Genomic DNA, 23,500 nt, shown 5'->3' with positions numbered 1-23,500 from the left:
ATGTTTTTTACAAGCAAAGAAAGTATATGCTATTAAAGCAAGAGGTTATGAATCAAATGCGTAAATGCGAGACTCCTACGGGAATCGCGAGCCAAGTGACACCCCACAGATTACTGGTTGTTTGAGGAGGCTCACGGATCGCCCGAGGCTGTCTTTGCTGATGCGAGCAACTGGAGCGTCATAAAAATCGGGTATGATTTAAGAACTTGGCGTTTTTTGCCCGGTTTTTTTATTGATTGAATATATATAGATGTCTAGACAACTATATATGTTTGGTGCTAAAATAAAAGAAAAAGGAGCGATGGATGTGTCGATGAAAATTGAAGGCTGTTCCATTTATTTTAATAATGAATGGATTAATAAAGGGAGTCTTATGGTCGAGAACGGGAAGATTGTTGGCGCTAGATCAAATCACACGGATTCAGTATCTCAGACGCTTCACTTTCCAAGCAATTACAAATGTATCCCGGGTATGATCGATATGCATATTCATGGCGCAAACGGTTCTGATACGATGGATGCCACTCCGGAAGCATTATCCAATATCGCTTCAACGCTTGCAAAAGAGGGAACAACTGCGTTTCTCGCCACAACAATCACGCAATCCGTACCTGCAATTGAACAGGCAATAGTAAACGCCGGACAGATAATGGGTCATCAACATGACGGTGAAGCCGAGATTTTGGGCATTCACTTGGAAGGTCCATTTATTAATCAAGAAAAGGCGGGTGCTCAACCGGTTGAGTTCATCCGGGAAGCTGATTGTGCGCTTTTTGATAAATGGCAGAAAATGTCTGGACATGCAATAAAAGAAGTAACCCTTGCTCCGGAAACAAAGGGTGGTCTTGATTTGATTAAACATTTGGCTGATCAAGGAGTTGTGGCTTCTATTGGACATTCCAATGGTACACATCAAGATGTGATTCAAGCAGTCAATGCTGGAGCAACTCAGGTTACCCATCTATTCAATGGGATGAGGGGCTTGCATCATCGCGAACCCGGTATTCTTGGAGAAGCTCTGATCCATCCACAATTATATACGGAGCTCATTAGCGATGGCCATCATATATGTAAGGAAATGGTTGATCTTGCATTCAGATTAAAAGGCAGCGAGCGCATGATCCTCATAACCGATTCGATGCGAGCAAAATGCCTCAAGAACGGTGTCTATGATCTTGGTGGCCAAGATGTCTATGTGAACGATGGACTCGCGCTTCTAAAGAGCGGAACAATCGCCGGAAGTGTGCTAAAGATGGATCAGTCGTTAAAAAATATGTTGGCATTTACGGATGCAACACTTGACGACATTGTACAGATGGGAGCTATAAACCCCGCGCAGCAATGTGGTGTTTATGAGCGTAAAGGCTCACTTGAAGAGGGTAAAGATGCTGATTTTATTATTCTTAATGAGAAAAATGAATTGGTTCTGACTGTATGCCGGGGAACGATTGCTTATCAAAAAGAGGAGGAACGTTAAGATGCACTTAATTTCAGTAACAAATAATAATGAGATGAGTCAAAAAGCGGCAACGATCATCTCAACTTTAGTAACGCAGAAACCGAATGCGGTCCTTGGACTAGCGACAGGTGGTACGCCAGAAAAAACGTACAAAGCGCTCGTGATGGACCATCAGCAAAATGGAACAAGCTACAGTAAGATTCATACAGTGAATCTTGATGAATATGTTGGTATTAATCCTCAAGATTCAAATAGCTATCATTCGTATATGTATCATCACTTTTTTAAATATATAGACATTCCAGCAAATCAAACTCATCTTCCTGATGGAGAACATGCATCGGTCGACTATTGTGCTTCTTATGATCAGTTGATTGAAAGCCTTGGCGGCGTTGATTTGCAATTACTCGGTATTGGACGCAATGGACATATTGGCTTTAATGAACCCGGCACCCCTTTAACGATTGGGACACATGTTGTAAAATTAACTCCGTCCACACGACAAGCCAATGCCCGGTATTTTACCGATCTATCAAAAGTTCCTGACCAAGCAATCACAATGGGTATTGGTACGATATTAAAGAGTAGAAAAATAATCTTGATTGCTTCTGGCAAAGACAAGGCGGAAGCAGTACGTAGGCTTTTGGATTGCTCTGCTCCCGATGATGATTTTCCTGCTTCAGCACTGGTGGCGCATCCAGATGTTACAATCATTGCTGATGAACAAGCCTTGTCACTTACAAAACTCAACAAGGAATGATGAAATGTTTGACCGTCAGTCCCCGGTACCCATGTATTATCAAATCGAACAATATATTGAACAATTAATTGAAAACAAAAATTTGCAAGCAGGCGACCAGATTCCCTCTGAACGAGAATTAACCGATCATTTTCATGTGTCACGGATGACTGTACGCCAGGCAATTATGGAACTTGTAAATGCAGGAATACTTGTCCGGATAAAAGGCAAAGGAACCTTTGTTGCGAATCACTATAAAATTGAAAAAAATTTATTAGGACTCGATGGATTCTCAGAGGACATGATCCGCCGTGGAATGACACCTGGAAGTCAGATCTTGGATTTCAGTAGGACGCTTCCCTCTTCAAACGTTTCGAAGCATCTTGGACTAAAGACATCAGAAGAAGTTTTTGAGATTAAGCGGGTTCGACTGGCTAACGATGAGCCGATTGGTATTGAAATTTCGTATCTTCCGGTTCGCGTATTTCCAGAGCTCACCGAGAAGAAAGCAGATCCCTCTCTTTATCAGTACATTGAAAAGGAATGCGGCTTGAAAATCCATCATGCGGAACAGTCACTTGAGGCATCTTTAGTAACTAATGAAGAAGCAGAAATTCTTAAGATTCCTAATGGATCACCGCTACTTCTCATTGAGCGTTGTTCGTTTCTTGAGAGTGGCCAACCGATTGAACAAACCCTCTCACTTTTCCGTGCTGATCGGTACAAATTTACAATTACTTTACCTAGAGGATAAACATCTTATGGTGTTTATTCTCTTCTTTTTGTCTTCAAACTTAAAAATAGTCGATAATAGAAGAGAGAAGGCTTTCACTAAATATTTATAGATAAGTAAAACTTATCACGATAATTGTGATAATTAAAATTTACTTAATTAATTAGATCAATTATGATTAAATAAAGAAGTTTCCATTAATTTCAAAGGGGAGGGTGCCCAAATGACAGCCACGAAGACGTCTAAAACGAAGGATTACTTTCAAGCTCTTGATACGTTTACAAGCAGCGGTAAGCCCTTCAATTATTACCGGTTAAGCGCGTTATCTGAGTATGGGGCGATCAATAAACTGCCCTATTCAATTAAAGTATTGCTAGAAGCTGTTCTCCGCCAATGTGACGGTAAAGTGATAAAGAAAGAACACGTTGAGAACTTGGCAAGCTGGGGGACTGCGAAACTGAATAAACAGATTGATGTTCCCTTTAATCCCTCAAGAATCATTCTTCAAGATTTCACGGGAGTTCCGGCAGTTGTAGATCTTGCATCACTTAGGAAGGCTATGGCTGACTTAGGCGGGGATCCAGAAAAAATAAATCCGGAAAAACCGGTTGACCTTGTTGTTGATCACTCGGTACAAGTTGATCAATTCGGTACGAATCATGCCTTGCAGTTTAACATGGAACGAGAATTCGAACGTAATGAAGAACGTTATAAATTTCTAAAGTGGGCACAAACGTCGTTCAAGAATTTCCGTGCTGTTCCACCTGCGACGGGAATCGTTCACCAGGTGAATCTTGAGTATCTAGCTGCTGTGGTTCACGCTGTGGAGGACGATGACGGTGTAACTTTAGCTTTTCCGGATACACTGGTTGGGACGGATTCGCATACAACGATGATTAATGGTCTTGGTGTACTTGGTTGGGGTGTCGGAGGGATTGAAGCTGAAGCAGGGATGCTTGGACAACCCTCTTATTTTCCTGTTCCGGATGTGATTGGCATCAGAATCACAGGAGAACTCCCAAATGGTACGACAGCAACCGACCTCGCACTCAGTGTGACCCAATTGCTTCGTGAAGAAGGAGTTGTTGGTAAATTTGTTGAATTCTTTGGTCCTAGTCTCTCACATATGTCACTGGCAGATCGTGCCACAGTATCGAATATGTCCCCGGAAAACGGTGCAACGGCAACTTTCTTCCCTGTTGATCAAGTAACGTTAGATTATTTACGCCTTACAGGACGTTCTGAAGAACAGGTACAGCTCGTTGAAGACTATTGCCGGGCAAATGGTTTATTTTACACACCTGAAGCCCAAGATCCTAATTTTACGAAAGTCCTTGAACTAAATCTATCTGATATACATCCATCGCTCTCCGGTCCGAAACGTCCGCAAGATCGTGTTACGCTTGCGGAGATGAAAAATGAATTCGAAGCAGCGCTTACACGGCCATCAGGGAATCATGGGTTTGGTTTTCAAAATGACGAGCTGAGTAAAGAAGCAACAGTGACTTATGACGATGGAACACAAGAACAACTGAGAACGGGAGCTGTAGTCATTGCAGCCATTACCAGCTGTACGAACACGAGCAATCCAAGTGTAATGATTGGTGCTGGGTTAGTCGCAAAAAAAGCAGTAGAAAAAGGGCTAACTGTACCAAACTATGTGAAGACAAGCTTGGCCCCAGGATCAAAAGTTGTAACAGATTACCTTGAGAAGGCTGGTTTGTTACCTTATCTTGAACAAATGGGTTTCAATGTTGTTGGCTATGGTTGCACAACATGTATTGGAAATTCCGGCCCACTTCCAGCGGCAGTTGAGAAAGCGATCGCAGAACAGGATCTTACTGTTTCAGCGGTACTGTCAGGTAATCGCAACTTCGAAGGGCGCATTCATTCAATGATTCGTGCGAATTATTTAGCATCACCACCTCTTGTTGTCGCTTATGCACTCGCTGGAACGGTTGACTTTGATATGGCGCATGATTCTTTCGGCAAGGACCACGAAGGTAATGACGTATATTTCAAAGATATTTGGCCGTCTAGTGATGAAATTGAAGGTGTGATGAATCAATCAGTAGGTCCTGAAAGTTTCAAGAAGGAGTATTCTCGTGTCTTTACTGAAAATCAGCGGTGGAATAAGATTCTAACAAGTAAGGGAGAGTTATACGATTGGGATCAAACATCAACGTATATTCAAAATCCTCCTTTCTTTGAACATTTATCCGCAGAATTAAACGCGATTGCACCACTAAAATCGATGCGAGTGATCGGCAAGTTTGGTGACTCAGTGACAACGGATCATATCTCACCGGCAGGAACAATTGCCAAGAATAGTCCTGCGGGCTCCTATTTGTTGAATCACGGAGTAAGGCCATTTGATTTTAATTCCTACGGTTCACGACGTGGCAATCATGAAGTCATGATGCGCGGAACATTTGCAAATGTACGAATAAGGAATCAGATCGCATCAGGAACAGAGGGCGGCTATACAACTTATTGGCCCACACATGAAGTGATGCCAATCTTTGATGCGGCAATGAAATACAAACAAGAGGGTACTCCATTAGTTGTCTTGGCAGGAAGAGATTATGGAATGGGGAGCTCACGTGACTGGGCAGCAAAAGGAACAAATTTGCTCGGGATCAAGGCTGTTATCGCTCAAAGTTATGAACGTATTCACCGTAGTAATCTTGTGATGATGGGAGTTCTTCCGTTGCAATATCTTGAAGGTCAGAACGCAGATACTTTGGGACTCACGGGTGAGGAATCCATAACGGTATTTGTTGATGAAACCGTAGCTCCCGGAAAGATTGTGACTGCAAAAGCGATTACAAGTGATGGAACTGACATCAATTTCGAAGTCATTGTTCGTTTTGATAGTGAAGTTGAAATTGATTACTATCGTAATGGCGGTATTCTTCAAACTGTATTAAGACGAAAATTGGCTGAATCAGTGAATTGATGTATAACATTCAAAAAAACGGTACAAAATAATAAATGAAGGAGTTCTTTTAGTGCCTTCAAACATTCGGATTATTTTTCGGAGGAGAGGATTCCGTTGGACAGGTTAAAACCGACTCCATTGTAATGATGCTCTTTATGAAAAAGATTCGTTTTGGATGAATAAACTTCATATGACTTCTTCAATTAAAAAGGGGCTGTCCTTTCTATAAAGGACAGCCTCTTTCTTACATTCATTTCGGATCATTTTTGCATCTGTTCAGGTAAATCGTACAAGAAGGCGATGAGTGCGCGCATGCCACGATCATAATTTTGAAGGTGGAAATGTTCATTTGGCGCATGGAAATTCTCACTATCGAGACCAAATCCCATCAGAATGGGTGCGAGACCGAGTTTATCATGAAACGTATTGACAATCGGAACAGATCCACCTTGACGAGAAAGTATTGCTTTTGTAGTGAAAGCTTCTTCCAGTGCGTGATGTGCAGCTTTCAATGCCGGATGATTGACGGGCATACTAAATGGTTCTGCATGATCCATCAGTTCGACATCAAGTTTTACACCTTCTGGGAGATGATCTCTGAGATGCTTCTTAAGTAATGCACCGATTATAGCCGGATCTTGATCAGGAACAAGACGGCAAGTAATTTTGGCGGTAGCTGTCGACGGGATAACAGTTTTTAGCCCTTCTCCTTGAAAACCACCGTAAAGCCCGTTGATTTCAAGTGTTGGACGTGACCAGATACGTGCAACCGTTGGGTAGCCTTCTTCACCATAAAGTGCATCAACACCGAGTTCTTTTTTTAATGCTTCATCGTTTGAAAGTTGTTCGCATGTCTTTCGTTCCTCATCAGTTAAGGGATCCACTTGATCGTAGAAACCGTCAACCGTTACGTGACCTTTATTGTCATGCAATGTTGAAAGTAGTTCAATCATAGCATGAAGTGTATTTTGCACAGCTCCTCCATAGACGCCGGAGTGCAGATCGCCATTTGCACCTTGCAATCGGACCTCTAATCCGCAGAGCCCACGCAGAGCATAGCTGACTGCCGGTTGATCCATACCGATCATTGTTGTGTCTGACACGAGAAGAACGTCTGCTTTGAGAAGTTCGAGATGTTCATCAACGAACGCATCAAGGTTTTTGCTGCCGATTTCTTCTTCTCCTTCAAAACAGAATTTAATGTTAACCGGCAATTCACCCTTTGCCTCTAAGATGGTTTCTGCCATCTTAGCAAGCATAAATACTTGACCCTTGTCATCACTCGTTCCGCGACCATAAATAACGTCGTCTTTTATTACCGGTTGAAAAGGATCGGTGTTCCATTTGTCAATCGGATCTACCGGTTGAACGTCATAATGTCCGTAACAGAGAACGGTCGGCTTGCCCTCTGCTTTCACATAATCAGCGTAAACGACAGGATGCCCCGCTGTTTCAAGAATTTGAACGTTTTCCAAACCGCCTTTGCGCAAGTCATCGGATAGCCACTTGGCTGCTTTTCTTACGTCTGATTTTCGCGTTGAATCTGAACTTATACTTGGAATTGAAAGAAACTCAATCATTTCCTTCAAATAGTGCTCTCGATTCTTCTCCAATGTATTTGTAATTTGCTGATCCATTCAATAACCCCCTTGCAGTTTCTACACCTTATTGTAGCAGATTGTTCCAAAGTTTAACAAAAGGTCAGAGAAAGGGTTTTAATGATCGATAATGGGGAATGATACAAACATAAATAAAGATTCACATAATTTCGTTTAATCCGAATATGTCCTATACAGTGAATTTATGGAACAACGAGAAAGGTGGTTGGTAGCGATGAGAAAAAGAGGCAACATTAAAGAATTAATCCTCAAAAACAAGTCGGAAATACTCCAAGATGAGAAAGCGATTAAAAAGATTGAAATTAGAATTGATAACCGGCATGCGGTAAAATAATCCGTGTGAAAATGAATCAGATGATCACCATTCGTCATAGGAAAGCAGCGCCTACGCGCTGTTTTTTGTTTTTTCTTCGAAATGATTATAAGGAGTCTATGGTAAAATAGGAACAGCCATGAGCAAATGATCTAGAGGAGTGTAGTAGTCCGTGCAAAGAGAACGAAAAGTGGTCCCTTATGACGAGGAGTGGCCGATCCTATATAAAAAAGAATCATCACAAATCATTCATCATCTAAAATCAATGGTAACTGCTATTCATCATATCGGAAGTACTGCTATACCGGGAATGTGTGCAAAGCCGACGATTGATATTCTTATCGAGGTTGAGGATGTTCATGCTCTTGATGATAATGAACAATTGTCATCGTTGGGTTATCGGCCCTTAGGAACACATGGCATTAAAGGTCGTCGTTATTTTGAAAAGACGGATGGGGTAGGGAATCACCTTGTTCATCTTCATGCATATACAAGCGGAACTGAAGATGTGGTAAGACATTTGGCATTTCGTGATTTTTTAAGTGTTCATGAAGATGCTGCCGATTTATACAGCCAAATGAAAGTACAATTAGCGGAACACTATCCAAATGATTGCGACAGTTATTGCGAAGGTAAAAACGAACTATGTAGACGTATCGAACAAACTGCATTGCAGTGGTGGTATGGTGCATAACGAAAGGGCTAGAGAGGTGCAGAGTTATTAAGAAAAAAATCGTTATCAGTCTATTAATCTTGATTATTGGTGTTATTTTAATTGCTAGTATATATGTTGTCTTTATGGGGAAAACAACAGCACCAAAGAAGAAACCTGAGAAACTCACTTATAAGATTGTTGCTATAGGCGATTCATTAACTGAAGGTGTTGGTGATCTAGACAATCAGGGGTATGTCGGAGCGACAACTAAAAAGTTGAAGAAAGAGAAACGAGTAAAGAAAGTTGAGATACAAGATTTCGGTCATCAAGGAGACACTTCATCGGATTTATTAAAGAAATTGAAGCAACCTCAAGTGGCTCATGCTATAAAACAGTCAAATACCATCTTTCTTACAATTGGTGGTAATGATTTGGTTTATGTCTTCAGAAAGAATTTTTTGGATCTTCACCAAAGTGATTTTTCCAATCAGCAAAAAGTATTCTCAGATCATTTAAACCAAGTGTTCACTAAGATACGCCGGTTGAATCCAAATACGCGCATTTATTATTTTGGTCTGTATAATCCTTTTGAGGATTACCTGGGGCGTGCGAATAAAGATTTTATTCCCATTCTTAATCGATGGAATACAAAAAGCGAGTCAATTATAAGCAAATATAAGCCTGCTACTTTTATACAGACGAGCGATCTGTTCAAAGGCAATACAGATAAGCTGCTTTATACGGATCATTTCCATCCAAATAAAAAAGGCTATGCGGAGATGTCCGCACGGTTAATGGACGCCATAAAAAGAAATTGGCATGCGCATTAACATTGGATTAACGTGTACAGCAAAAAAATAAAATTGGGCACCTTCGTTGAACGAAAGGTGCCCAATTTTTTGTTATGCAGATATTATTCCATATGCATGAGCGGCCACCAATGATGACCGTTTTTCTCTAGTAATTCGTCAGCTGAAGAAGGTCCCATTGTACCGGCTTCATAGTAGTCAACAGGTACGCGACGCTGTTTCCAAGAGTCGACAATAGAGTCCACAATCTCCCAGGAATAAGCAACTTCATCCCAACGCGTAAAGTTCGTGGAATCGCCTTTAATACAGTCTGCAATGAGACGTTCGTAAGCATCTTGCATATTTTCTTCAGCGAGTGCATTATTGCGGAATTTTAAGGAAATCGGAATGGTATTTCCTGTTTCTCCGGTTTCTTTTACGTTAAGCTTTAGTGATAATCCTTCATCTGGTGAAATATAGATGACAAGTAAATTTGGACCGACATGGTTCACATTATGGAAATATGGATTCTTTGGCAGTTTCTTAAATTGGATGATAATTTGTGTTGATTTTTCAGTCATGCGTTTACCGGTTCGAACGTAGAAGGGAACCCCTGACCAACGATAATTATCGATAAGAAAACGTGCAGCAACGAATGTTTCTGTATCCGATGCACTACTAATATTTTCCTCGTCAAGATAACCACGCAGTTTTTGCCTATCCGGTGTCATCCCGCGAGTATACTGCCCACGGACGATTTGTTCGACAACATTATTAACATTCATCGGGCGGAATGCTTTGAGCACTTTAACTTTCTCATAGCGAACATCATTCGTCTCAAACTGGGTAGGAGGTTCCATGGCAATCAATGTCAGAAGTTGCATAATATGATTCTGAACCATATCCAAAAGAGCCCCGGTTTGATCATAATAATTCGCGCGTTCTCCAACACCCAGCGTTTCACTCAGTGTAATTTGGACATTTGAAATATAGCGCCTGTTCCAGACGGCTTCAAATATTGGATTTGCAAAACGAAGCACTTCAATATTTTGAACCATTTCTTTACCAAGATAATGGTCGATACGATAGATCTCGTCTTCATCAAATGCATGCAATAGACTATCATTTAATTCCTTTGACGATTGCAAATCATGGCCGAACGGTTTCTCAATAACTAATCGTTTCCAACCTGAAGTCGTTGCAAGACCGGATTCTTTCAGGTGTTTTGCAGCTTCACCGAAGAAGTTAGGTGCAAGAGAAAGATAGAATATTCGATTTCCATTTAATTGGTACCGCTCATTTAGTTCATCGCTAAATTTCTTCAACGAGACGAAATTTTCCGGACGGGTAATGTCCAATCGGCGATAATAAAAACGGGCTAAGAAGTGCTGGCGCTGCCCCGCATCTGAGGGTAATGAGTCATTTATTAAATCACGATAAGTCTCATCGGTATGTGGGCGACGTGCAAGTCCAATCACTGCAAATTGTTGGTCCCTCTTATAAAGGCGATAAAGAGCGGAATAAAGTTTTCTTCGGGCCAGGTCTCCAGTTGCTCCGAACAAAAAAATAAGAACCGGCTCTTTTGTCGTTTCAATCATTGGTAATTTCCCTCGTTCCTCGTTCGTTATATTTGAATGTTATCACACTTTTAGATAAATGTGTTACACTTTTACCGTATTTCTTATGAAATGAATGTGAATAATAGTAAGTATTGACTGATTAAAAATGTTTCAATCCTGTTTTAAACGGGACTTCCATTGCAATTCATGTCTGTACATGGTAAGGTGAAATTATGTGTTTAGGTAATCAATGGGATGGAAGAGGTTTACTTTTGAAAACAAAGATGATGTCTCGTTCAATGTTTGGTAGGCATTTTCCGTCCGTCGCGGGGAATGCCTAATCATTTGTATGATAATACTGAACATGAAAAAGGAGATCGTATAGTTTAATGAAATTTGCAGAACTTGAAATTAGCGACGAAATTAAGAAAGCGACCGAACGGATGGGGTTCACCGATATGACCCCAATTCAAGAGCAGGCGATTCCGGTTGCCAAAACAGGTGTTGACCTCATTGGTCAGGCACAAACCGGAACAGGAAAAACAACTGCTTTTGGTATTCCGATGATTGATGCGGCTGATCCTCAGACATCGGATATTCAAGGCGTAGTGATAACACCTACACGTGAACTTGCCATACAGAATGCTCAGGAACTGAATTCACTCGGTTTCTTTAAAAGAGTAAGAACAGTAGCAATTTACGGTGGTCAAGATATTCAGAAACAGATTCGTGATTTGAAACGGCGTCCGAGCATCATTTCAGCAACACCGGGTCGTTTACTTGACCATATTAAAAGACGTACCATCCGATTAGATCAAATTAAAATGATTGTTTTGGATGAAGCAGATGAAATGTTGAATATGGGTTTTATTGACGATATTCATGAAATTTTGGAAAGTACTCCGCAAGATCGTCAAACTCTGCTCTTCTCTGCAACGATGCCAAGACCGATTCAGTTACTTGCAGAAAAATTTATGAAAGATCCAAAGAAAGTACAAATCAAGGCTAAGACGTTGACTGTGTCATTGATTGAACAGAATTACGTAAAGGTTAGAGAGAATGAAAAATTTGATGCCTTAACACGTTTTCTAGACATTCAATCACCGGAACGCGCGATTGTATTCGGCCGAACAAAGCGTCGTGTTGATGAACTGATGCGCGCATTGCAGAAACGTGGCTATGAGGCTGAAGGTATTCATGGCGATTTAACCCAATCAAAGCGTGACCTGGTATTGCGTCGTTTCAAACAAAACGAAGTGAAACTATTAGTTGCAACAGATGTCGCTGCTCGTGGTCTCGATATTAGCAATGTGACACATGTATACAACTTTGACTTGCCGCAAGACCCCGAAAGCTATGTCCACCGGATTGGTAGAACCGGACGGGCAGGAAAAACGGGTATGGCACTAACCTTTATTACGCCGAGCGAATTCCCACACCTTCGCTCCATCGAACGTTTGACGAAGCAGCCGATGAAACCAATTAGTGCACCAACCTATGAAGAAGCATTAGCTGGCCAACAAAAAGTTGCCGTTGACAATCTCATGGAATCGTTGGAATCGAGCAATTTCCATTCCTATGAAGCAAAGGCACAACAACTACTTGATAATCATGATGCAGTGAAGTTGGTTGCAGCCGCTCTTAAGGTGATCACTAAAGAGCCCGATACCACTCCTGTTCGTTTGACTCGTGAAGCTCCATTGATGGTAAAACGGTCAGGCGGCCGTCCGCAAAGAGGCGGAAGGGGTAAGAATTATAGCCATTCCCGTGAACGGGATCATCGTCAAAACAATAACTATCGTGGCAGAAGTAAACAAAAATCACAGCGTTATTAATTAAATGAATAGTTATCTCGTTGGTGTTAAGGAAAGAAGCCGTACTCGGCTTCTTTCCTTTTTTATTTTATTAATAAATGTAACTAATTAGACCAATTTTCTAGTTCTTATTTTTTTTATGTTACATAGTGCACGTGTTTCGGAGTAGTTGAGGGTATAGGCGTTCACCTCATCAAATTAAACGGAATTATTAGAAAAATGAAAAGAAAATGAATCTAAATGGTTGTAACTTTCAGAAAAGTAGTGTAGAATAATGAAAAGTGCAAAGGGGGCAATAAAGATGAACAATGATCACTCTTCTCAAGAGAATACAAAGGCGCTGGTTGTTTATAAAGAACAGCAAGCGACGGTCTCAGTTGTCGAAATGTATGCCCAAATGGTCCTTGATGAAATGGAATTCAATCAGAAAGTGAAGCAGTTGCAAACACAGATTGATGAGAGTTTGGATTCAAGGAATGAAGCACTTTTTATGAAATTGACTGAAGAATACAAGGCGCTTACCCGTTGAATAGCAAACGATTGAATCGAGTGCAAAGATACATCTTCTCGCCACATTCCGTCGATTTGCAGTTTGAACAACAAATACACAATAAAAACAGGAACCAATGATGGTTCCTGTTTTTTTATCAGTTCGTTTTTGTACGTTGATTAGAGCATCTGATTAATGAGATTCAACACTTTGGCCCCTTTTTTGTGGCCATTCAGCAAGGAGCATACCTGCGAGGATCAGAAGTGATCCGGTCAGTTCACCTGTTCCTAAATGGGCGTTTTGGAAAAGTACGGACGTCCATGCAGCAAATACAGGCTCCATAATATAAATGATCCCTACATGCGTAGCCGGTGTATCTTTTTGAAGTACAGTTTGAAGTAAAAATGCAAATGCGGTCGCAAATAAAGCCATAAATATGAGTACAAGACTCACATCCGGTTGAAGGAGCATTCGAACATCAACGAGTTTACCACCGTCGAAAAATAAACCAACAACGAACGCGAGCAAAGCAACAACGCTTAGTTGGACAATAGTTAGTGACATACTTTCGAATTTATCGGTTACTTTTGCAGTGAAAATAATATGTAATGCGAACGTTACTGCACTGACAAGCACAATCAGATCGCCCTTATTTAGAGAGAATTGACCTTTAGTCGTGAGCAGAAACAGTCCGAAAGCAGCGAAAACAACACCGATAATTGCGTTGCGATGTGGCGGTTTACGCAGGAGCAGTGCAGAAAAGATAGGAACAAGAACAACACTGAGCCCAGTGATAAACGCAGCATTCGAAGCGGATGTATAAAGCAGTCCAATCGTTTGACAAATATAACCGGCAAAAAGTAGAGTACCTAACAGAATCGCCGATCCGATGAGTTTCCAGTTGTATTTCTTTGAAGATCCATTACTTTTTCGCATAAAGAGAAACTGCCAAACAGCAAGAAATAGTGCTGCCAAACAAAAACGCCAGCCATTAAATGTTAGAGGCGTCAATTTATCGAGAATATTCTGGACGATAATAAATGTCGTGCCCCATATGAAAGTAATGCCAAGTAAAGCCAGATCAGCAATGAATATGCGCCGATTGATCATCAATGTTCCTCCTTGTTGTGCATGCGCAATTGTTTTTGTATTTCAAGTCGGGCAAGTGTATCTGCGTTTTTATTTTGCTTATCAGGAATCCACTTGCAGAAAAAGAGATCAAATTGATCAATGAGAACTAGAGCTTGATCAAGGTATTGAGCGAAGCATTCATTTTTTACATGACGCTTTTCCAGACTCTGATTGACAAGTTGCGAATCCGTTCGAAAAGAAACTGAACGATAACCCACTGATGCACAGTATTGCAAGGCAGCATTAAGCGCAGCAAATTCCGCCTCATGATTGCTGGACAGGATTCCGAGAGGAAAGGAACGTCGAACTTCCTTCCCATTTCCCTCATTAATGTAAACACCGCCACCTGCTAGCCCAGGGTTTCCATTTGCCGCACCATCAAAAAACACCTCAATCACTACCGTCACACCCTTGTACACAAACTGAGAAGATGATAAATGTAAAAGAATTTTCCTGCTACATTTTAGCAATACTCACATTATGTTATCATAATAACAGGAAACAAGCTGGATAATTTTAATAGTAAATGGGTGATTATGAGAAAATGTCAGAAGCATCAAATGTAGTAAAGTCAGATATTGAAATCGCTCAAAATGCAGAACTTGAACCTATTGGAAAGATTGCTTCAAAACTAGGTTTGGAGGACACGGATTGGGAACCTTATGGACGATATAAAGCCAAAGTATCGGTGGATACTTTGAATAAGTTGAAAAACAAACCCGACGGCAAAGTCATTTTGGTCACATCGATTAATCCAACACCAGCAGGAGAAGGAAAGTCAACCGTGACTGTCGGATTGGGCCAAGCATTAAACAAAATCGGAAAGAATGCGGTTATTGCACTTCGTGAACCATCTCTTGGCCCAACAATGGGGTTAAAAGGTGGGGCAGCGGGTGGCGGTTATGCTCAAGTTGTCCCAATGGAAGATATTAATCTCCATTTTACCGGTGACTTTCATGCCATTACAACCGCGCATAATGCACTAGCGGCTTTTCTGGATAACCATATTCAACAGGGCAATCCATTAGCGATCGATCCGCGGCGTATTGTCTGGAAACGCGTGCTTGATCTTAATGATCGAGCATTGCGGCATGTGATCATTGGCCTCGGTGGAAAAACAAATGGGGTTCCTCGTGAAGACGGATTTGATATCACAGTAGCTTCGGAAATCATGGCCATCCTTTGTTTATCAAAAGATTTGAATGATTTAAAAACAAGATTGAGCAATATGCTCATCGCTTATAATTATGAGGGCAGGCCTGTGTTTGTTCGAGATTTGAAAGTTGAAGGCGCCCTCACATTGCTATTAAAAGACGCGATCCATCCAAATCTTGTTCAAACACTAGAAAATACGCCGGCATTTGTTCATGGTGGACCTTTTGCCAATATTGCCCACGGATGCAACAGTGTTCTTGCGACAAAACTAGGCGCAAAGCTAGGAGATTATCTTGTAACTGAGGCTGGTTTCGGTGCGGATCTAGGAGCTGAAAAATTCTTAGATATTACCACGCGTGCAGGGCACTTTAAGCCAAGTGTTGTTGTTATTGTTGCGACGATTCGCGCATTAAAGATGCATGGTGGACTGACAAAGGAAGAATTAAAACATGAGGACATTGATGCACTTGCGAGAGGTATGGAAAATCTTTCCTGTCATATCGAGACGATTAAATCCTTTGGACTGCCCTATGTTGTCGCTATAAACCATTTCATTTTTGATACAGATCGAGAAGTCGCTTATCTCAAAGATTGGTGTGCAGCCAACGGACATCCGGTTGCATTGTCCAAAGTTTGGGAACAAGGAGGGGAAGGAGGCACGGAACTCGCGGCTTTAGTCGTTGATACCATTGCTCATAAAGAAAATCTTTTTAAACCAATATACGAACTTTCGGATTCTGTGGAAGATAAAATCCAGAAGGTTGTGACGAAGGTATATGGTGGCAATGGTATTGAATTCTCATCCAAAGCTCAAAAACAACTCAAGTCTATTCAGCAAAACGGGTGGGACAAGTTTCCGGTTTGCATCGCCAAGACTCAATATTCACTCTCGGATGATCCTAAATTAATTGGACGACCAAAGGATTTTACCATTCATATTCGTGAATTAAAGGTATCGGCGGGGGCAGGGTTTATTGTGGTCATGACAGGCAGTGTGCTGACGATGCCAGGCTTACCGAAACACCCGGCTGCTCTCAATATGGATGTTGACGATAGGGGTAAAGCAATCGGTTTATTCTGATTGATTGTTGTTACTTATATAAAAAGGCTAGCGCAGACATTTGCGCTAGCCTTTTTTGTACAGAAGAACACAAGAAAAATCGTGTTAAGCATGATGATTTCAATGGTGTGTTTCGGCTTAACAAGGACTCACTATTGATTCTGAAAAGCAAATTCAGAAGCTGCAATACCGGCAGCGTGACCGGTGACAAACGCCGATGTAATGTTATAGCCACCGGTATAACCATGAATATCAAGAATTTCACCGCAAAAGTAAAGTCCGGGCATCATCTTGGATTCCATACTTTTTGGATTAACTTCCTTCAGCGAAATTCCACCACCGGTAATAAATGCCTTTTCAATTGAAAGTGTACCGGTAATATGTACTGGAAACCCTTTGAGCGCCTTTGCCATGTTCCGTACATCTTCCTTAGAAAGTTCATGGAAATTAAGATCCGGAGAAAGTCCAATGTGTTCCAAGAGAAACAACAGATACCGCTCCGGCACAATGCCTTTCCACACGTTCTTCAGTGCTTTCTTTGGATCCGTTTCAACGAGATGAAGCAGTTGTTGAGTGAGTTGTTCTTCGTTCAGATCCGGTTTGACATCGATTAACACGACGACATCTTTTGTTTTAAACTTTTTCAGCGCTTTAACTACAAATTGACTCAATCTTAATATTGCTGGACCTGATAGTCCGAAATGAGTAAAAAGCATGTCCCATCGATGTGACTGGATCGCTTTCCCTTTTGGATTAACTAAGGTAACCGTTACATCAGATAAGGCGAGCCCTTGAAGGGTCTTGTCCTGGATAAATGGCTCTTTAGAAGTCAGTGGCACTTCTGTAGGGTAGAGTTCGGTGATTGTGTGGCCGGCCGCCTTTGCCCATGCATAGCCATCTCCGGTGCTTCCGGTTTGTGGCACTGATTTTCCCCCAACCGCGATAATCACCGTTGGGGCAGTAATTTTCTCGCCATTCTTAGTTTTCACACCAACGACGTGATCTGAATAAAGTACCGCTTGAACCGGTGTATTTGTCCGAATCGTAATTTTAAGGTTCTGCATTTTTGTTAAAAGCGCATGAACGACTGATTTTGCATTATTAGACACCGGAAACATTCGCCCATGGTCTTCTTCTTTCAAACCGACACCCAAATCTTCAAAGAATGCAATAATATCTTGGTTATTGAACGCTGATAACGCACTGTATAAAAATCGTCCGTTACCGGGAATATGCTTAATAAGCTCATCAATCGGCATCGCATTGGTTACATTGCACCGTCCACCGCCTGATATGGCCAGCTTCCTACCTAATTTATCGCCTTTATCAAGCAGAAGTACATGTGCACCTTGCTCTCCAGCCGCTATGGCAGCCATCAATCCAGCTGGGCCGCCACCGATAACAATGACATCAAAATCCATTTTTTCTTCCTCACTTCTGAAGTTTCATATCGTAACCATAACAGAACCATGATGATTTTACATCTTTTTAATGAAAGCAAAAAAGTGATATTTGTCACAGTGTGAGAAATTTGATAGGATAGACAAAGAAATGAAGCGAACGCACCCTAATCAGGTGTGTCCTGTGAATGAGGTGTATGAAGTGACAGAGACAGAAAAAAAGCCTTTTCGAGTCTTACTCTATTATCACTATGTGACTATTGATGACCCACAATTATTCGCGCAAGAGCATTTGCACTTTTGCAAGGAACTCGGCTTGAAAGGTCGAGTCCTCGTTGGAAAAGAAGGACTAAATGGAACGGTCTCCGGTCCGACAGAAGCAGCACAGGAATATATGGATACCATGCATCGTGATCCTCGCTTTGCTGATATGCCATTCAAAATCGATGAATCAGATGGACATGTCTTTAAAAAAATGCACGTGCGTCCTCGGAAGGAAATTGTTGCGCTTAAACTTGATGAGGACATCGATCCGCATCAAGTAACTGGTAAACATTTAAAACCGAAAGAATTTTATCAAGAAATGCAGAATGATGATGTTGTACTTATTGACGCACGCAATGATTATGAAACACAAATCGGTCATTTCCGCAACGCAATCATACCGGATATTCGCAATTTCCGTGATCTGCCAGAATGGATTGAAAAGAATCTATCTGAGTATAAGGATAAAAAGGTTCTGACTTATTGCACCGGTGGTATTCGTTGCGAAAAGTTCAGCGGTTACTTACTTCAATCTGGATTTCAAGATGTTAGTCAGCTTGAGGGCGGTATTGTAGAATACGGGAAGGATCCTGAGGTTCAAGGGAAGCTGTATGATGGCAAGTGTTACGTATTTGATCAGCGTATTTCAGTTCCGGTAAACCGCACAGATGAGGATGTTGTTGTTGGTCATTGCCACCATTGCGGCAAAACTTGTGATCGCATTGTAAATTGTGCAAATCCGGAATGCAATGTTCAATTTATTTGTTGCGAGGAGTGCGAGAAGACACATCATCGTTCATGCAGTGAAGCTTGCGAGCACCACCCGCGTAATCGATATGTTGAAGAAAACTCGGATCATCCTCAAGCAGCAAATGTGTAAAAAATATATGTACGAGCCGACCGGACAATTAATGTCCGGTTTTTTTTTACAAGAAAAGAAGGAATATGTTATTAAAGCTAGAGGTAATGAACCAAATGCCTAGGTGCGAGACCCCAGCGGACCGTTACAGATGATGCGAGCCCAGTGAGACCTCGCAGATCGATGCGCCTGCAGCAAGCGAGCAATCGAAGCATAATTTACAAGATCAAGGACTGGATGGTTATTGTCAGTTTTTCTAAAAAATGAACTCATAAAAACAATTATTAATACGTATAATATATGTGTACTACACGTGCTAAATACGTGCTATAATAGTTTTGAGGTGATGACATTGAGTAAAGATCAATACATTTATCCCGCTGTGATTACGAAGAATGATGAACAATTGATTGTCTCTTTTCCTGATCTTGAAGGCTGTTCGACGTCTGCAAGCACTATTGAAGAAGGATTCATCAATGCAAAAGAAACACTTGCCATGCATCTTTACGAACTTGAGGAGAAGCAAGAAATGATTCCAGAACCCTCTGATGTCACATCAATTAAAGTTGATGAAAATCAATTTGTGACATTAATAGAGACATGGATGCCGCCATACCGTAAGAAAATGGAAAATCAGGCAGTGAAAAAGACACTCACGATTCCGAAATGGTTGGATGATGCGGCCAAAGATGCGGATTTAAATTACTCTAGGATTCTCCAAGATGCATTGAAGGATGAACTCAATATGGATGAAAACGATCGATCATTTTCTGTTCAAGAAAAATTGAACAAACAGTTAAAAAAAGTGAAGAAAAGTATAAGAGACTTATCCAAGATTCGTGTTCATGTTAATATGGCTGATGATGAAGATACGGTGGACCATGAAGGAACTGTTTCGAACTCGGTAAAAAAAGAAATTGAAAATGTAAAAAAAGAGTTGCACGATGTTGCTGATCGGGTGAAAAATTCAGATGACTATCAGCGATTAAATTCAAAGATCAATCATTTACTTGATAAATTAAACAAAAAATAATAGCGAGTAATCATTGAATGAAGAGCCTGATTCAGGTTCTTTTTTTCGTTAACGCAGAATGAATCATTGACGGTCTTTAAATGCTCCCGTAAAATGAGTGGTCTGTGGGGCAGGATAAAATTGGTACGATAAGGAGGATGACAATGAAAAAGAATACAAATAAAACAATCGTGATTGCAGGTCTTATGATCGGTACGTTTCTAACAGCTATTGAGGGAACGGTCGTGAGCACAGCCATGCCAAAGATCATTGGAGACTTGCAAGGGATTCGAATCATGGATTGGGTATTTTCTATTTTCATGCTCACTTCTGCAGTAACCGCTCCCTTATTTGGGAAACTGGCAGATCTGTTTGGCAGAAAGGCAATCTTCTTAATCGGTATAATCCTGTTCCTCTTAGGATCTGTTCTTTGCGGACTGTCTTGGACAATGCAGGCAATGATTGTGTTTCGCGGTATTCAAGGTATTGGTGCTGGAGCCGTGATGACGTTGAGCACGACCATCATTGGTGACATTTATCCGGTTGAGGATCGTGCCCGGATGTTTGGTATGATCGGGCTAATCTGGGGGATTGCGGGAATCCTTGGTCCGCTTGTTGGCGGGTTCTTTGTTGATGTGCTTTCCTGGCATTGGATCTTTTTCATCAACTTGCCCTTCGGTATTGTCACAATATTGTTGGTGTTTCTTGGTCTTCACGAAGATTGGCATCAAGAGCGCAAAAAAATTGATGTTACCGGTGCCCTTGTTTTCGCTATGGCCATGATCTCTTTGTTATTGGCCTTGCAACGGATTGGGGAACACGGTTGGCATGATTCTTTGACAATGATGCTCATCATTGCATCATTCTTATTACTTGGACTTTTTTTGTTCATCGAGCAACGTGCTGAGGATCCGATGGTTCCGCTAACTCTATTGAAAATGCCGATCGTATTCCTGACAAATTTGTTTGCACTCGTTGCCAGTGCGCTATTAATTGGAAATGATATCTATATGCCAATGTGGCTCCAGGGATTGCTCGGCTACAGTGCGACTGCCTCAGGTTTTGTTCTGACTCCAATGTCCCTAGCATGGATGGCGGGATCTTTTCTATGTGGACATCTATTATCGAAACTAGGTCTAAGAAAGAGCGAGGTATTTGGTGCGATTCTCCTTATCATCGGAACATCATTGATGGCAATGCTGCGTGTTGATAGCAATCATGTCATCTTCTATTTGCTCGCGACCATTCTCGGTCTTGGATTTGGGATTACACTCACTTTGACAACGATTGCTGCTCAGTCTGCAACAGATCACCGAATGCGTGGAGTCATTACAGCATCAAATCAATTTTTTCGGAGTATTGGACAAACAATCGGTGCAGCATTCTTCGGCATGTATTTTAATACCCAGGCTACTCATTTGATCGCAGAGAAGAACGACGATTCGGTAACCGTTGATCAACTCAATGCTCTTGTCCATCCTCAAGGACACGATCAGCTTCATGCATCTCTGCTGAACGTGTTGCGTGAAGTTCTAAACGCTTGCATCCATAACTTATTCGTTGTCTTTTTTATTCTAGCTCTCATTACTGGATGCATTGCGATGCTACTCCCAAAGTACTTACCCAATCACTCGAATCAAAACGTATAAAAGGAAGTACCTGCTGCAATACGAATACCATCCATTTGCCCACCATCTTGCAATGCGTACAGTGAAAGATAATTAGGCCGAGTAGCATTGGTCATCAAATACGCAGAGGTCATAGCACCGGGTCTTCTAAATTTATTCAATTCTTCAATAATTTGATTCGCAGGTAATATTCCAATTCCATGGCCAAAATATAAACCGTTTGATAGGTCTACTGCATTCTCTCCTTGCCATTGCGGCGTCTGAGGACTAACATCAGGATTCTTAAAATATCGGACATCTCCTGGGACGCCTGAACCTACACGATTCACATTTCTTAAAGGGAAAAAAGGATGGTTCTGCCAATCCCAAAGATAAAGGTGCTGGAAGATCTCATTAAAGCGTTGGCTCGAAATCGTTTCGAGCAACGCTTTATAAAAGATGATCATCATTGCGGTGGCACATTCAAAGGCGTAGGCTTCTCCGTTTACAAAAATATCGCGAATGGCATCACTTGCTTGCACACCCAGTTTTAATTCAAAACCCCCGTCACCGGTCAATGTCCAATAATAGTCATTACACTCGGAGTAGTAGAAAGTAGCGAATGAAGCGCCTCCATCGAGAAGGGCATGGGATGCTTCGATTGTCTCATTTCTCATTTTTATTTCAAAATTGAATTCTTGTTTGGATGGGTATGCGAAAAGCTCAGGAGATTCACTCATCGCTTTAACAATTACCGGGGCATAGCGACCGTTCATAGCAAAGCTTCCGACGTCACCTGAAGATACCTGTTGATTTCCAATAATGATCATAGTCTATCCCCCCCATGTGCCGGGCGCTTCATGACTTCAAGTTGTTCGTTAATCGGCTGATTGATCCATGAACGCCATATCTTCGGCTGTTGTTTTCGTAGCAAACTGGAGAATGTCGATAGACTGATCTGTACACGAATAGGTAATTTAATAAAATCATCATATCTCTTTCTCTCTGTTTGCATGAGCGTTTGAATGGGCTCACCACTACTCGGGGAAACAGTCTTTCCTAAATATTTTGCACTGTAATGGATACGAAATGGACGGCCGCCGGGAACCGCATCATTCGTTTCTCCTGTATATACAAGATAATGCGCATTATCCTCAAACCAGCTCTCAAACGCCAGTAGTGCAGCATGATTATCTGTGGCGTGCCTAACTTCCGGGATAAATGTCAACATTCGTCGTGCATAGCTACTTTCAACCGATTGATCAGAAAGTAAGTAGTTTGAAATATAGATAAGACAGATTGGATCTGCAGTTTCCCATAATGCGCTTATCAGATAGTGCCGTTGACTTTTATTCTTATAACGGTAAAAGATGAGGTCGACCATTTCTTTAATCCAATTTTCATGAAAGGTGTGTAGAAGATTAATTGCTGTTTGATCGATGACTTGCGTGTAATCGGTCGAAACAATCGTTTTCCATCCTGTTTGAAGAATCCAAAACATGGATCCGACAACTTGATCATGCTGATGTGCAAAGGACATTGTATTATCCATGCCAAGATCAGCGCCGTGGAGCACGTTTCGGATGTGCGCTAATGCAATTTGTGTGCGCTTATTCAAATCTTCGCTCCGTGTATCGAATTGATCACGCAATAGGAAAAGTACTGGAAAATCAAGCTGTGGATCATTGATCAACGAACGCGCATATTGAGAATCATCACGGTTTATTCTTTGCCATTCATCAACCAACGTTTCCGGTTGCTCGTGCCTTAATTGATTTAAAGGATTGCCCCGATTTCGGTCACTGCTCATCACGTTTCCTCCTATCTGTATCTCTGTATCTCCTACCATATTTATGATTGGGCGTTTTATTTATGTGTTTTCGTCTTTGAAATAGATCATAA

20 protein-coding genes are annotated in these 23,500 nt (G+C 41.4%); 13 read left to right on the top strand and 7 right to left on the bottom strand.

Annotated elements, in window-relative coordinates; genetic code table 11:
* Positions 1–250 precede the first annotated feature (250 nt).
* The 4 genes from nagA to acnA all read left to right on the top strand — a co-directional run bounded on the left by nagA (position 251) and on the right by acnA (position 5,890).
* On the top strand, positions 251–1,477 hold the full coding sequence (gene nagA / locus NIE32_RS09090) for an N-acetylglucosamine-6-phosphate deacetylase (protein ID WP_253076570.1): 1,227 nt from the start codon (positions 251–253) through the stop codon (positions 1,475–1,477).
* Position 1,478: 1 nt separating this feature from the next.
* Positions 1,479–2,219, top strand: a complete 741-nt coding sequence (nagB, locus tag NIE32_RS09085) for a glucosamine-6-phosphate deaminase (protein ID WP_253076569.1) — start codon at positions 1,479–1,481, stop codon at positions 2,217–2,219.
* A complete protein-coding gene (locus NIE32_RS09080) occupies positions 2,161–2,952 on the top strand; it encodes a GntR family transcriptional regulator (RefSeq protein ID WP_253076568.1) in 792 nt (263 codons plus the stop codon). The genes nagB and NIE32_RS09080 overlap by 59 nt, the downstream gene beginning before the upstream one ends.
* A 202-nt stretch (positions 2,953–3,154) precedes the next feature.
* Positions 3,155–5,890 (top strand): aconitate hydratase AcnA, encoded by a 2,736-nt coding sequence (gene acnA, locus NIE32_RS09075; RefSeq protein ID WP_253076567.1) that lies wholly within the window; start codon positions 3,155–3,157, stop codon positions 5,888–5,890.
* A gap of 242 nt (positions 5,891–6,132) precedes the next feature.
* Here the strand turns inward: acnA and NIE32_RS09070 are convergent, their stop codons facing one another.
* Positions 6,133–7,509: a dipeptidase gene (locus tag NIE32_RS09070; RefSeq protein ID WP_253076566.1), complete on the bottom strand. Its 1,377-nt coding sequence runs from the start codon at positions 7,507–7,509 to the stop codon at positions 6,133–6,135.
* 196 nt (positions 7,510–7,705) lie between these two features.
* Here NIE32_RS09070 and NIE32_RS09065 point away from each other — a divergent pair, with 196 nt between their 5' ends.
* The 3 genes from NIE32_RS09065 to NIE32_RS09055 all read left to right on the top strand — a co-directional run bounded on the left by NIE32_RS09065 (position 7,706) and on the right by NIE32_RS09055 (position 9,289).
* Positions 7,706–7,825 carry an FbpB family small basic protein gene (locus NIE32_RS09065; RefSeq protein ID WP_253076565.1) on the top strand — a complete coding sequence of 40 codons (120 nt, stop codon included), beginning with the start codon at positions 7,706–7,708 and terminating at the stop codon, positions 7,823–7,825.
* Between the two features lie 151 nt (positions 7,826–7,976).
* A complete protein-coding gene (locus NIE32_RS09060; RefSeq protein WP_253076564.1) occupies positions 7,977–8,498 on the top strand; it encodes a GrpB family protein in 522 nt (173 codons plus the stop codon).
* Positions 8,499–8,602: 104 nt separating this feature from the next.
* Positions 8,603–9,289 (top strand): GDSL-type esterase/lipase family protein, encoded by a 687-nt coding sequence (locus NIE32_RS09055; protein WP_253076563.1) that lies wholly within the window; start codon positions 8,603–8,605, stop codon positions 9,287–9,289.
* Between the two features lie 83 nt (positions 9,290–9,372).
* Here NIE32_RS09055 and zwf read toward each other — a convergent pair whose 3' ends face one another.
* Positions 9,373–10,845: a glucose-6-phosphate dehydrogenase gene (gene zwf, locus NIE32_RS09050; RefSeq protein WP_253076562.1), complete on the bottom strand. Its 1,473-nt coding sequence runs from the start codon at positions 10,843–10,845 to the stop codon at positions 9,373–9,375.
* Between the two features lie 350 nt (positions 10,846–11,195).
* On the opposite strand from zwf, the gene cshA reads away from it, so the two are divergent.
* Together cshA and NIE32_RS09040 are read left to right on the top strand one after the other, a co-directional pair.
* Positions 11,196–12,641, top strand: coding sequence for a degradosome RNA helicase CshA (gene cshA, locus NIE32_RS09045; RefSeq protein WP_253076561.1), 1,446 nt, complete (start codon positions 11,196–11,198; stop codon positions 12,639–12,641).
* A 280-nt stretch (positions 12,642–12,921) separates the two neighbouring features.
* Positions 12,922–13,149 (top strand): IDEAL domain-containing protein, encoded by a 228-nt coding sequence (locus NIE32_RS09040; RefSeq protein ID WP_253076560.1) that lies wholly within the window; start codon positions 12,922–12,924, stop codon positions 13,147–13,149.
* Positions 13,150–13,302: 153 nt separating this feature from the next.
* On the opposite strand, the gene NIE32_RS09035 is transcribed toward NIE32_RS09040, so the two are convergent.
* Both NIE32_RS09035 and NIE32_RS09030 read right to left on the bottom strand, forming a co-directional pair.
* Positions 13,303–14,220, bottom strand: coding sequence for a DMT family transporter (locus tag NIE32_RS09035; RefSeq protein WP_253076559.1), 918 nt, complete (start codon positions 14,218–14,220; stop codon positions 13,303–13,305).
* The gene (locus NIE32_RS09030) at positions 14,220–14,639 is read right to left on the bottom strand and encodes a reverse transcriptase-like protein (protein WP_253076558.1); all 420 of its coding nucleotides are present in this window, start codon (positions 14,637–14,639) and stop codon (positions 14,220–14,222) included. The genes NIE32_RS09035 and NIE32_RS09030 overlap by 1 nt, the downstream gene beginning before the upstream one ends.
* A 146-nt stretch (positions 14,640–14,785) precedes the next feature.
* Here NIE32_RS09030 and NIE32_RS09025 point away from each other — a divergent pair, with 146 nt between their 5' ends.
* A complete protein-coding gene (locus NIE32_RS09025) occupies positions 14,786–16,477 on the top strand; it encodes a formate--tetrahydrofolate ligase (RefSeq protein ID WP_253076557.1) in 1,692 nt (563 codons plus the stop codon).
* A 131-nt stretch (positions 16,478–16,608) separates the two neighbouring features.
* Here the strand turns inward: NIE32_RS09025 and NIE32_RS09020 are convergent, their stop codons facing one another.
* Positions 16,609–17,877, bottom strand: coding sequence for a BaiN/RdsA family NAD(P)/FAD-dependent oxidoreductase (locus NIE32_RS09020; protein WP_253076556.1), 1,269 nt, complete (start codon positions 17,875–17,877; stop codon positions 16,609–16,611).
* A gap of 181 nt (positions 17,878–18,058) precedes the next feature.
* Between NIE32_RS09020 and trhO the strand changes: the two genes are divergently transcribed.
* The 3 genes from trhO (at position 18,059) to NIE32_RS09005 (ending at position 21,640) form a co-directional block, all read left to right on the top strand.
* Positions 18,059–19,000 carry an oxygen-dependent tRNA uridine(34) hydroxylase TrhO gene (trhO, locus tag NIE32_RS09015; RefSeq protein WP_253076555.1) on the top strand — a complete coding sequence of 314 codons (942 nt, stop codon included), beginning with the start codon at positions 18,059–18,061 and terminating at the stop codon, positions 18,998–19,000.
* Positions 19,001–19,325: 325 nt separating this feature from the next.
* On the top strand, positions 19,326–20,012 hold the full coding sequence (locus NIE32_RS09010; RefSeq protein WP_253076554.1) for a type II toxin-antitoxin system HicB family antitoxin: 687 nt from the start codon (positions 19,326–19,328) through the stop codon (positions 20,010–20,012).
* A gap of 143 nt (positions 20,013–20,155) precedes the next feature.
* Entirely contained in the window at positions 20,156–21,640 is a 1,485-nt protein-coding gene (locus NIE32_RS09005; protein ID WP_253076553.1) for an MDR family MFS transporter, read from the top strand.
* Here the strand turns inward: NIE32_RS09005 and tgl are convergent.
* Positions 21,628–22,428 carry a spore coat transglutaminase TGL gene (gene tgl, locus NIE32_RS09000; RefSeq protein WP_253076552.1) on the bottom strand — a complete coding sequence of 267 codons (801 nt, stop codon included), beginning with the start codon at positions 22,426–22,428 and terminating at the stop codon, positions 21,628–21,630. The two genes, NIE32_RS09005 and tgl, sit on opposite strands and share 13 nt — an antisense overlap.
* Positions 22,425–23,408, bottom strand: coding sequence for a hypothetical protein (locus NIE32_RS08995; protein WP_253076551.1), 984 nt, complete (start codon positions 23,406–23,408; stop codon positions 22,425–22,427). The genes tgl and NIE32_RS08995 overlap by 4 nt, the downstream gene beginning before the upstream one ends.
* Between the last annotated feature and the right edge of the window lie 92 nt (positions 23,409–23,500).

Source organism: Sporolactobacillus kofuensis, from assembly GCF_024125425.1.
Lineage (GTDB): Bacteria > Bacillota > Bacilli > Bacillales > Sporolactobacillaceae > Sporolactobacillus > Sporolactobacillus kofuensis.
The sequence above is the reverse complement of the archived record's forward strand: the minus strand, read 5'-3'. Positions and strand labels throughout refer to the sequence as shown.

What these genes read in the sequence shown, in the direction of transcription:
- NIE32_RS09065 (WP_253076565.1), top strand. Translation starts at nt 7,706, where the DNA reads ATGAGAAAAAGAGGCAACATTAAAGAATTAATCCTCAAAAACAAGTCG.
- NIE32_RS09010 (WP_253076554.1), top strand. Translation starts at nt 19,326, where the DNA reads ATGACATTGAGTAAAGATCAATACATTTATCCCGCTGTGATTACGAAG.
- NIE32_RS09020 (WP_253076556.1), bottom strand. Translation starts at nt 17,877, where the DNA reads ATGGATTTTGATGTCATTGTTATCGGTGGCGGCCCAGCTGGATTGATG.
- zwf (WP_253076562.1), bottom strand. Translation starts at nt 10,845, where the DNA reads ATGATTGAAACGACAAAAGAGCCGGTTCTTATTTTTTTGTTCGGAGCA.
- NIE32_RS09005 (WP_253076553.1), top strand. Translation starts at nt 20,156, where the DNA reads ATGAAAAAGAATACAAATAAAACAATCGTGATTGCAGGTCTTATGATC.
- NIE32_RS09040 (WP_253076560.1), top strand. Translation starts at nt 12,922, where the DNA reads ATGAACAATGATCACTCTTCTCAAGAGAATACAAAGGCGCTGGTTGTT.
- cshA (WP_253076561.1), top strand. Translation starts at nt 11,196, where the DNA reads ATGAAATTTGCAGAACTTGAAATTAGCGACGAAATTAAGAAAGCGACC.
- NIE32_RS08995 (WP_253076551.1), bottom strand. Translation starts at nt 23,408, where the DNA reads ATGAGCAGTGACCGAAATCGGGGCAATCCTTTAAATCAATTAAGGCAC.
- tgl (WP_253076552.1), bottom strand. Translation starts at nt 22,428, where the DNA reads ATGATCATTATTGGAAATCAACAGGTATCTTCAGGTGACGTCGGAAGC.
- NIE32_RS09025 (WP_253076557.1), top strand. Translation starts at nt 14,786, where the DNA reads ATGTCAGAAGCATCAAATGTAGTAAAGTCAGATATTGAAATCGCTCAA.
- acnA (WP_253076567.1), top strand. Translation starts at nt 3,155, where the DNA reads ATGACAGCCACGAAGACGTCTAAAACGAAGGATTACTTTCAAGCTCTT.
- nagB (WP_253076569.1), top strand. Translation starts at nt 1,479, where the DNA reads ATGCACTTAATTTCAGTAACAAATAATAATGAGATGAGTCAAAAAGCG.
- NIE32_RS09035 (WP_253076559.1), bottom strand. Translation starts at nt 14,220, where the DNA reads ATGATCAATCGGCGCATATTCATTGCTGATCTGGCTTTACTTGGCATT.
- NIE32_RS09070 (WP_253076566.1), bottom strand. Translation starts at nt 7,509, where the DNA reads ATGGATCAGCAAATTACAAATACATTGGAGAAGAATCGAGAGCACTAT.
- NIE32_RS09080 (WP_253076568.1), top strand. Translation starts at nt 2,161, where the DNA reads ATGTTACAATCATTGCTGATGAACAAGCCTTGTCACTTACAAAACTCA.
- NIE32_RS09055 (WP_253076563.1), top strand. Translation starts at nt 8,603, where the DNA reads ATGGGGAAAACAACAGCACCAAAGAAGAAACCTGAGAAACTCACTTAT.
- nagA (WP_253076570.1), top strand. Translation starts at nt 251, where the DNA reads ATGTCTAGACAACTATATATGTTTGGTGCTAAAATAAAAGAAAAAGGA.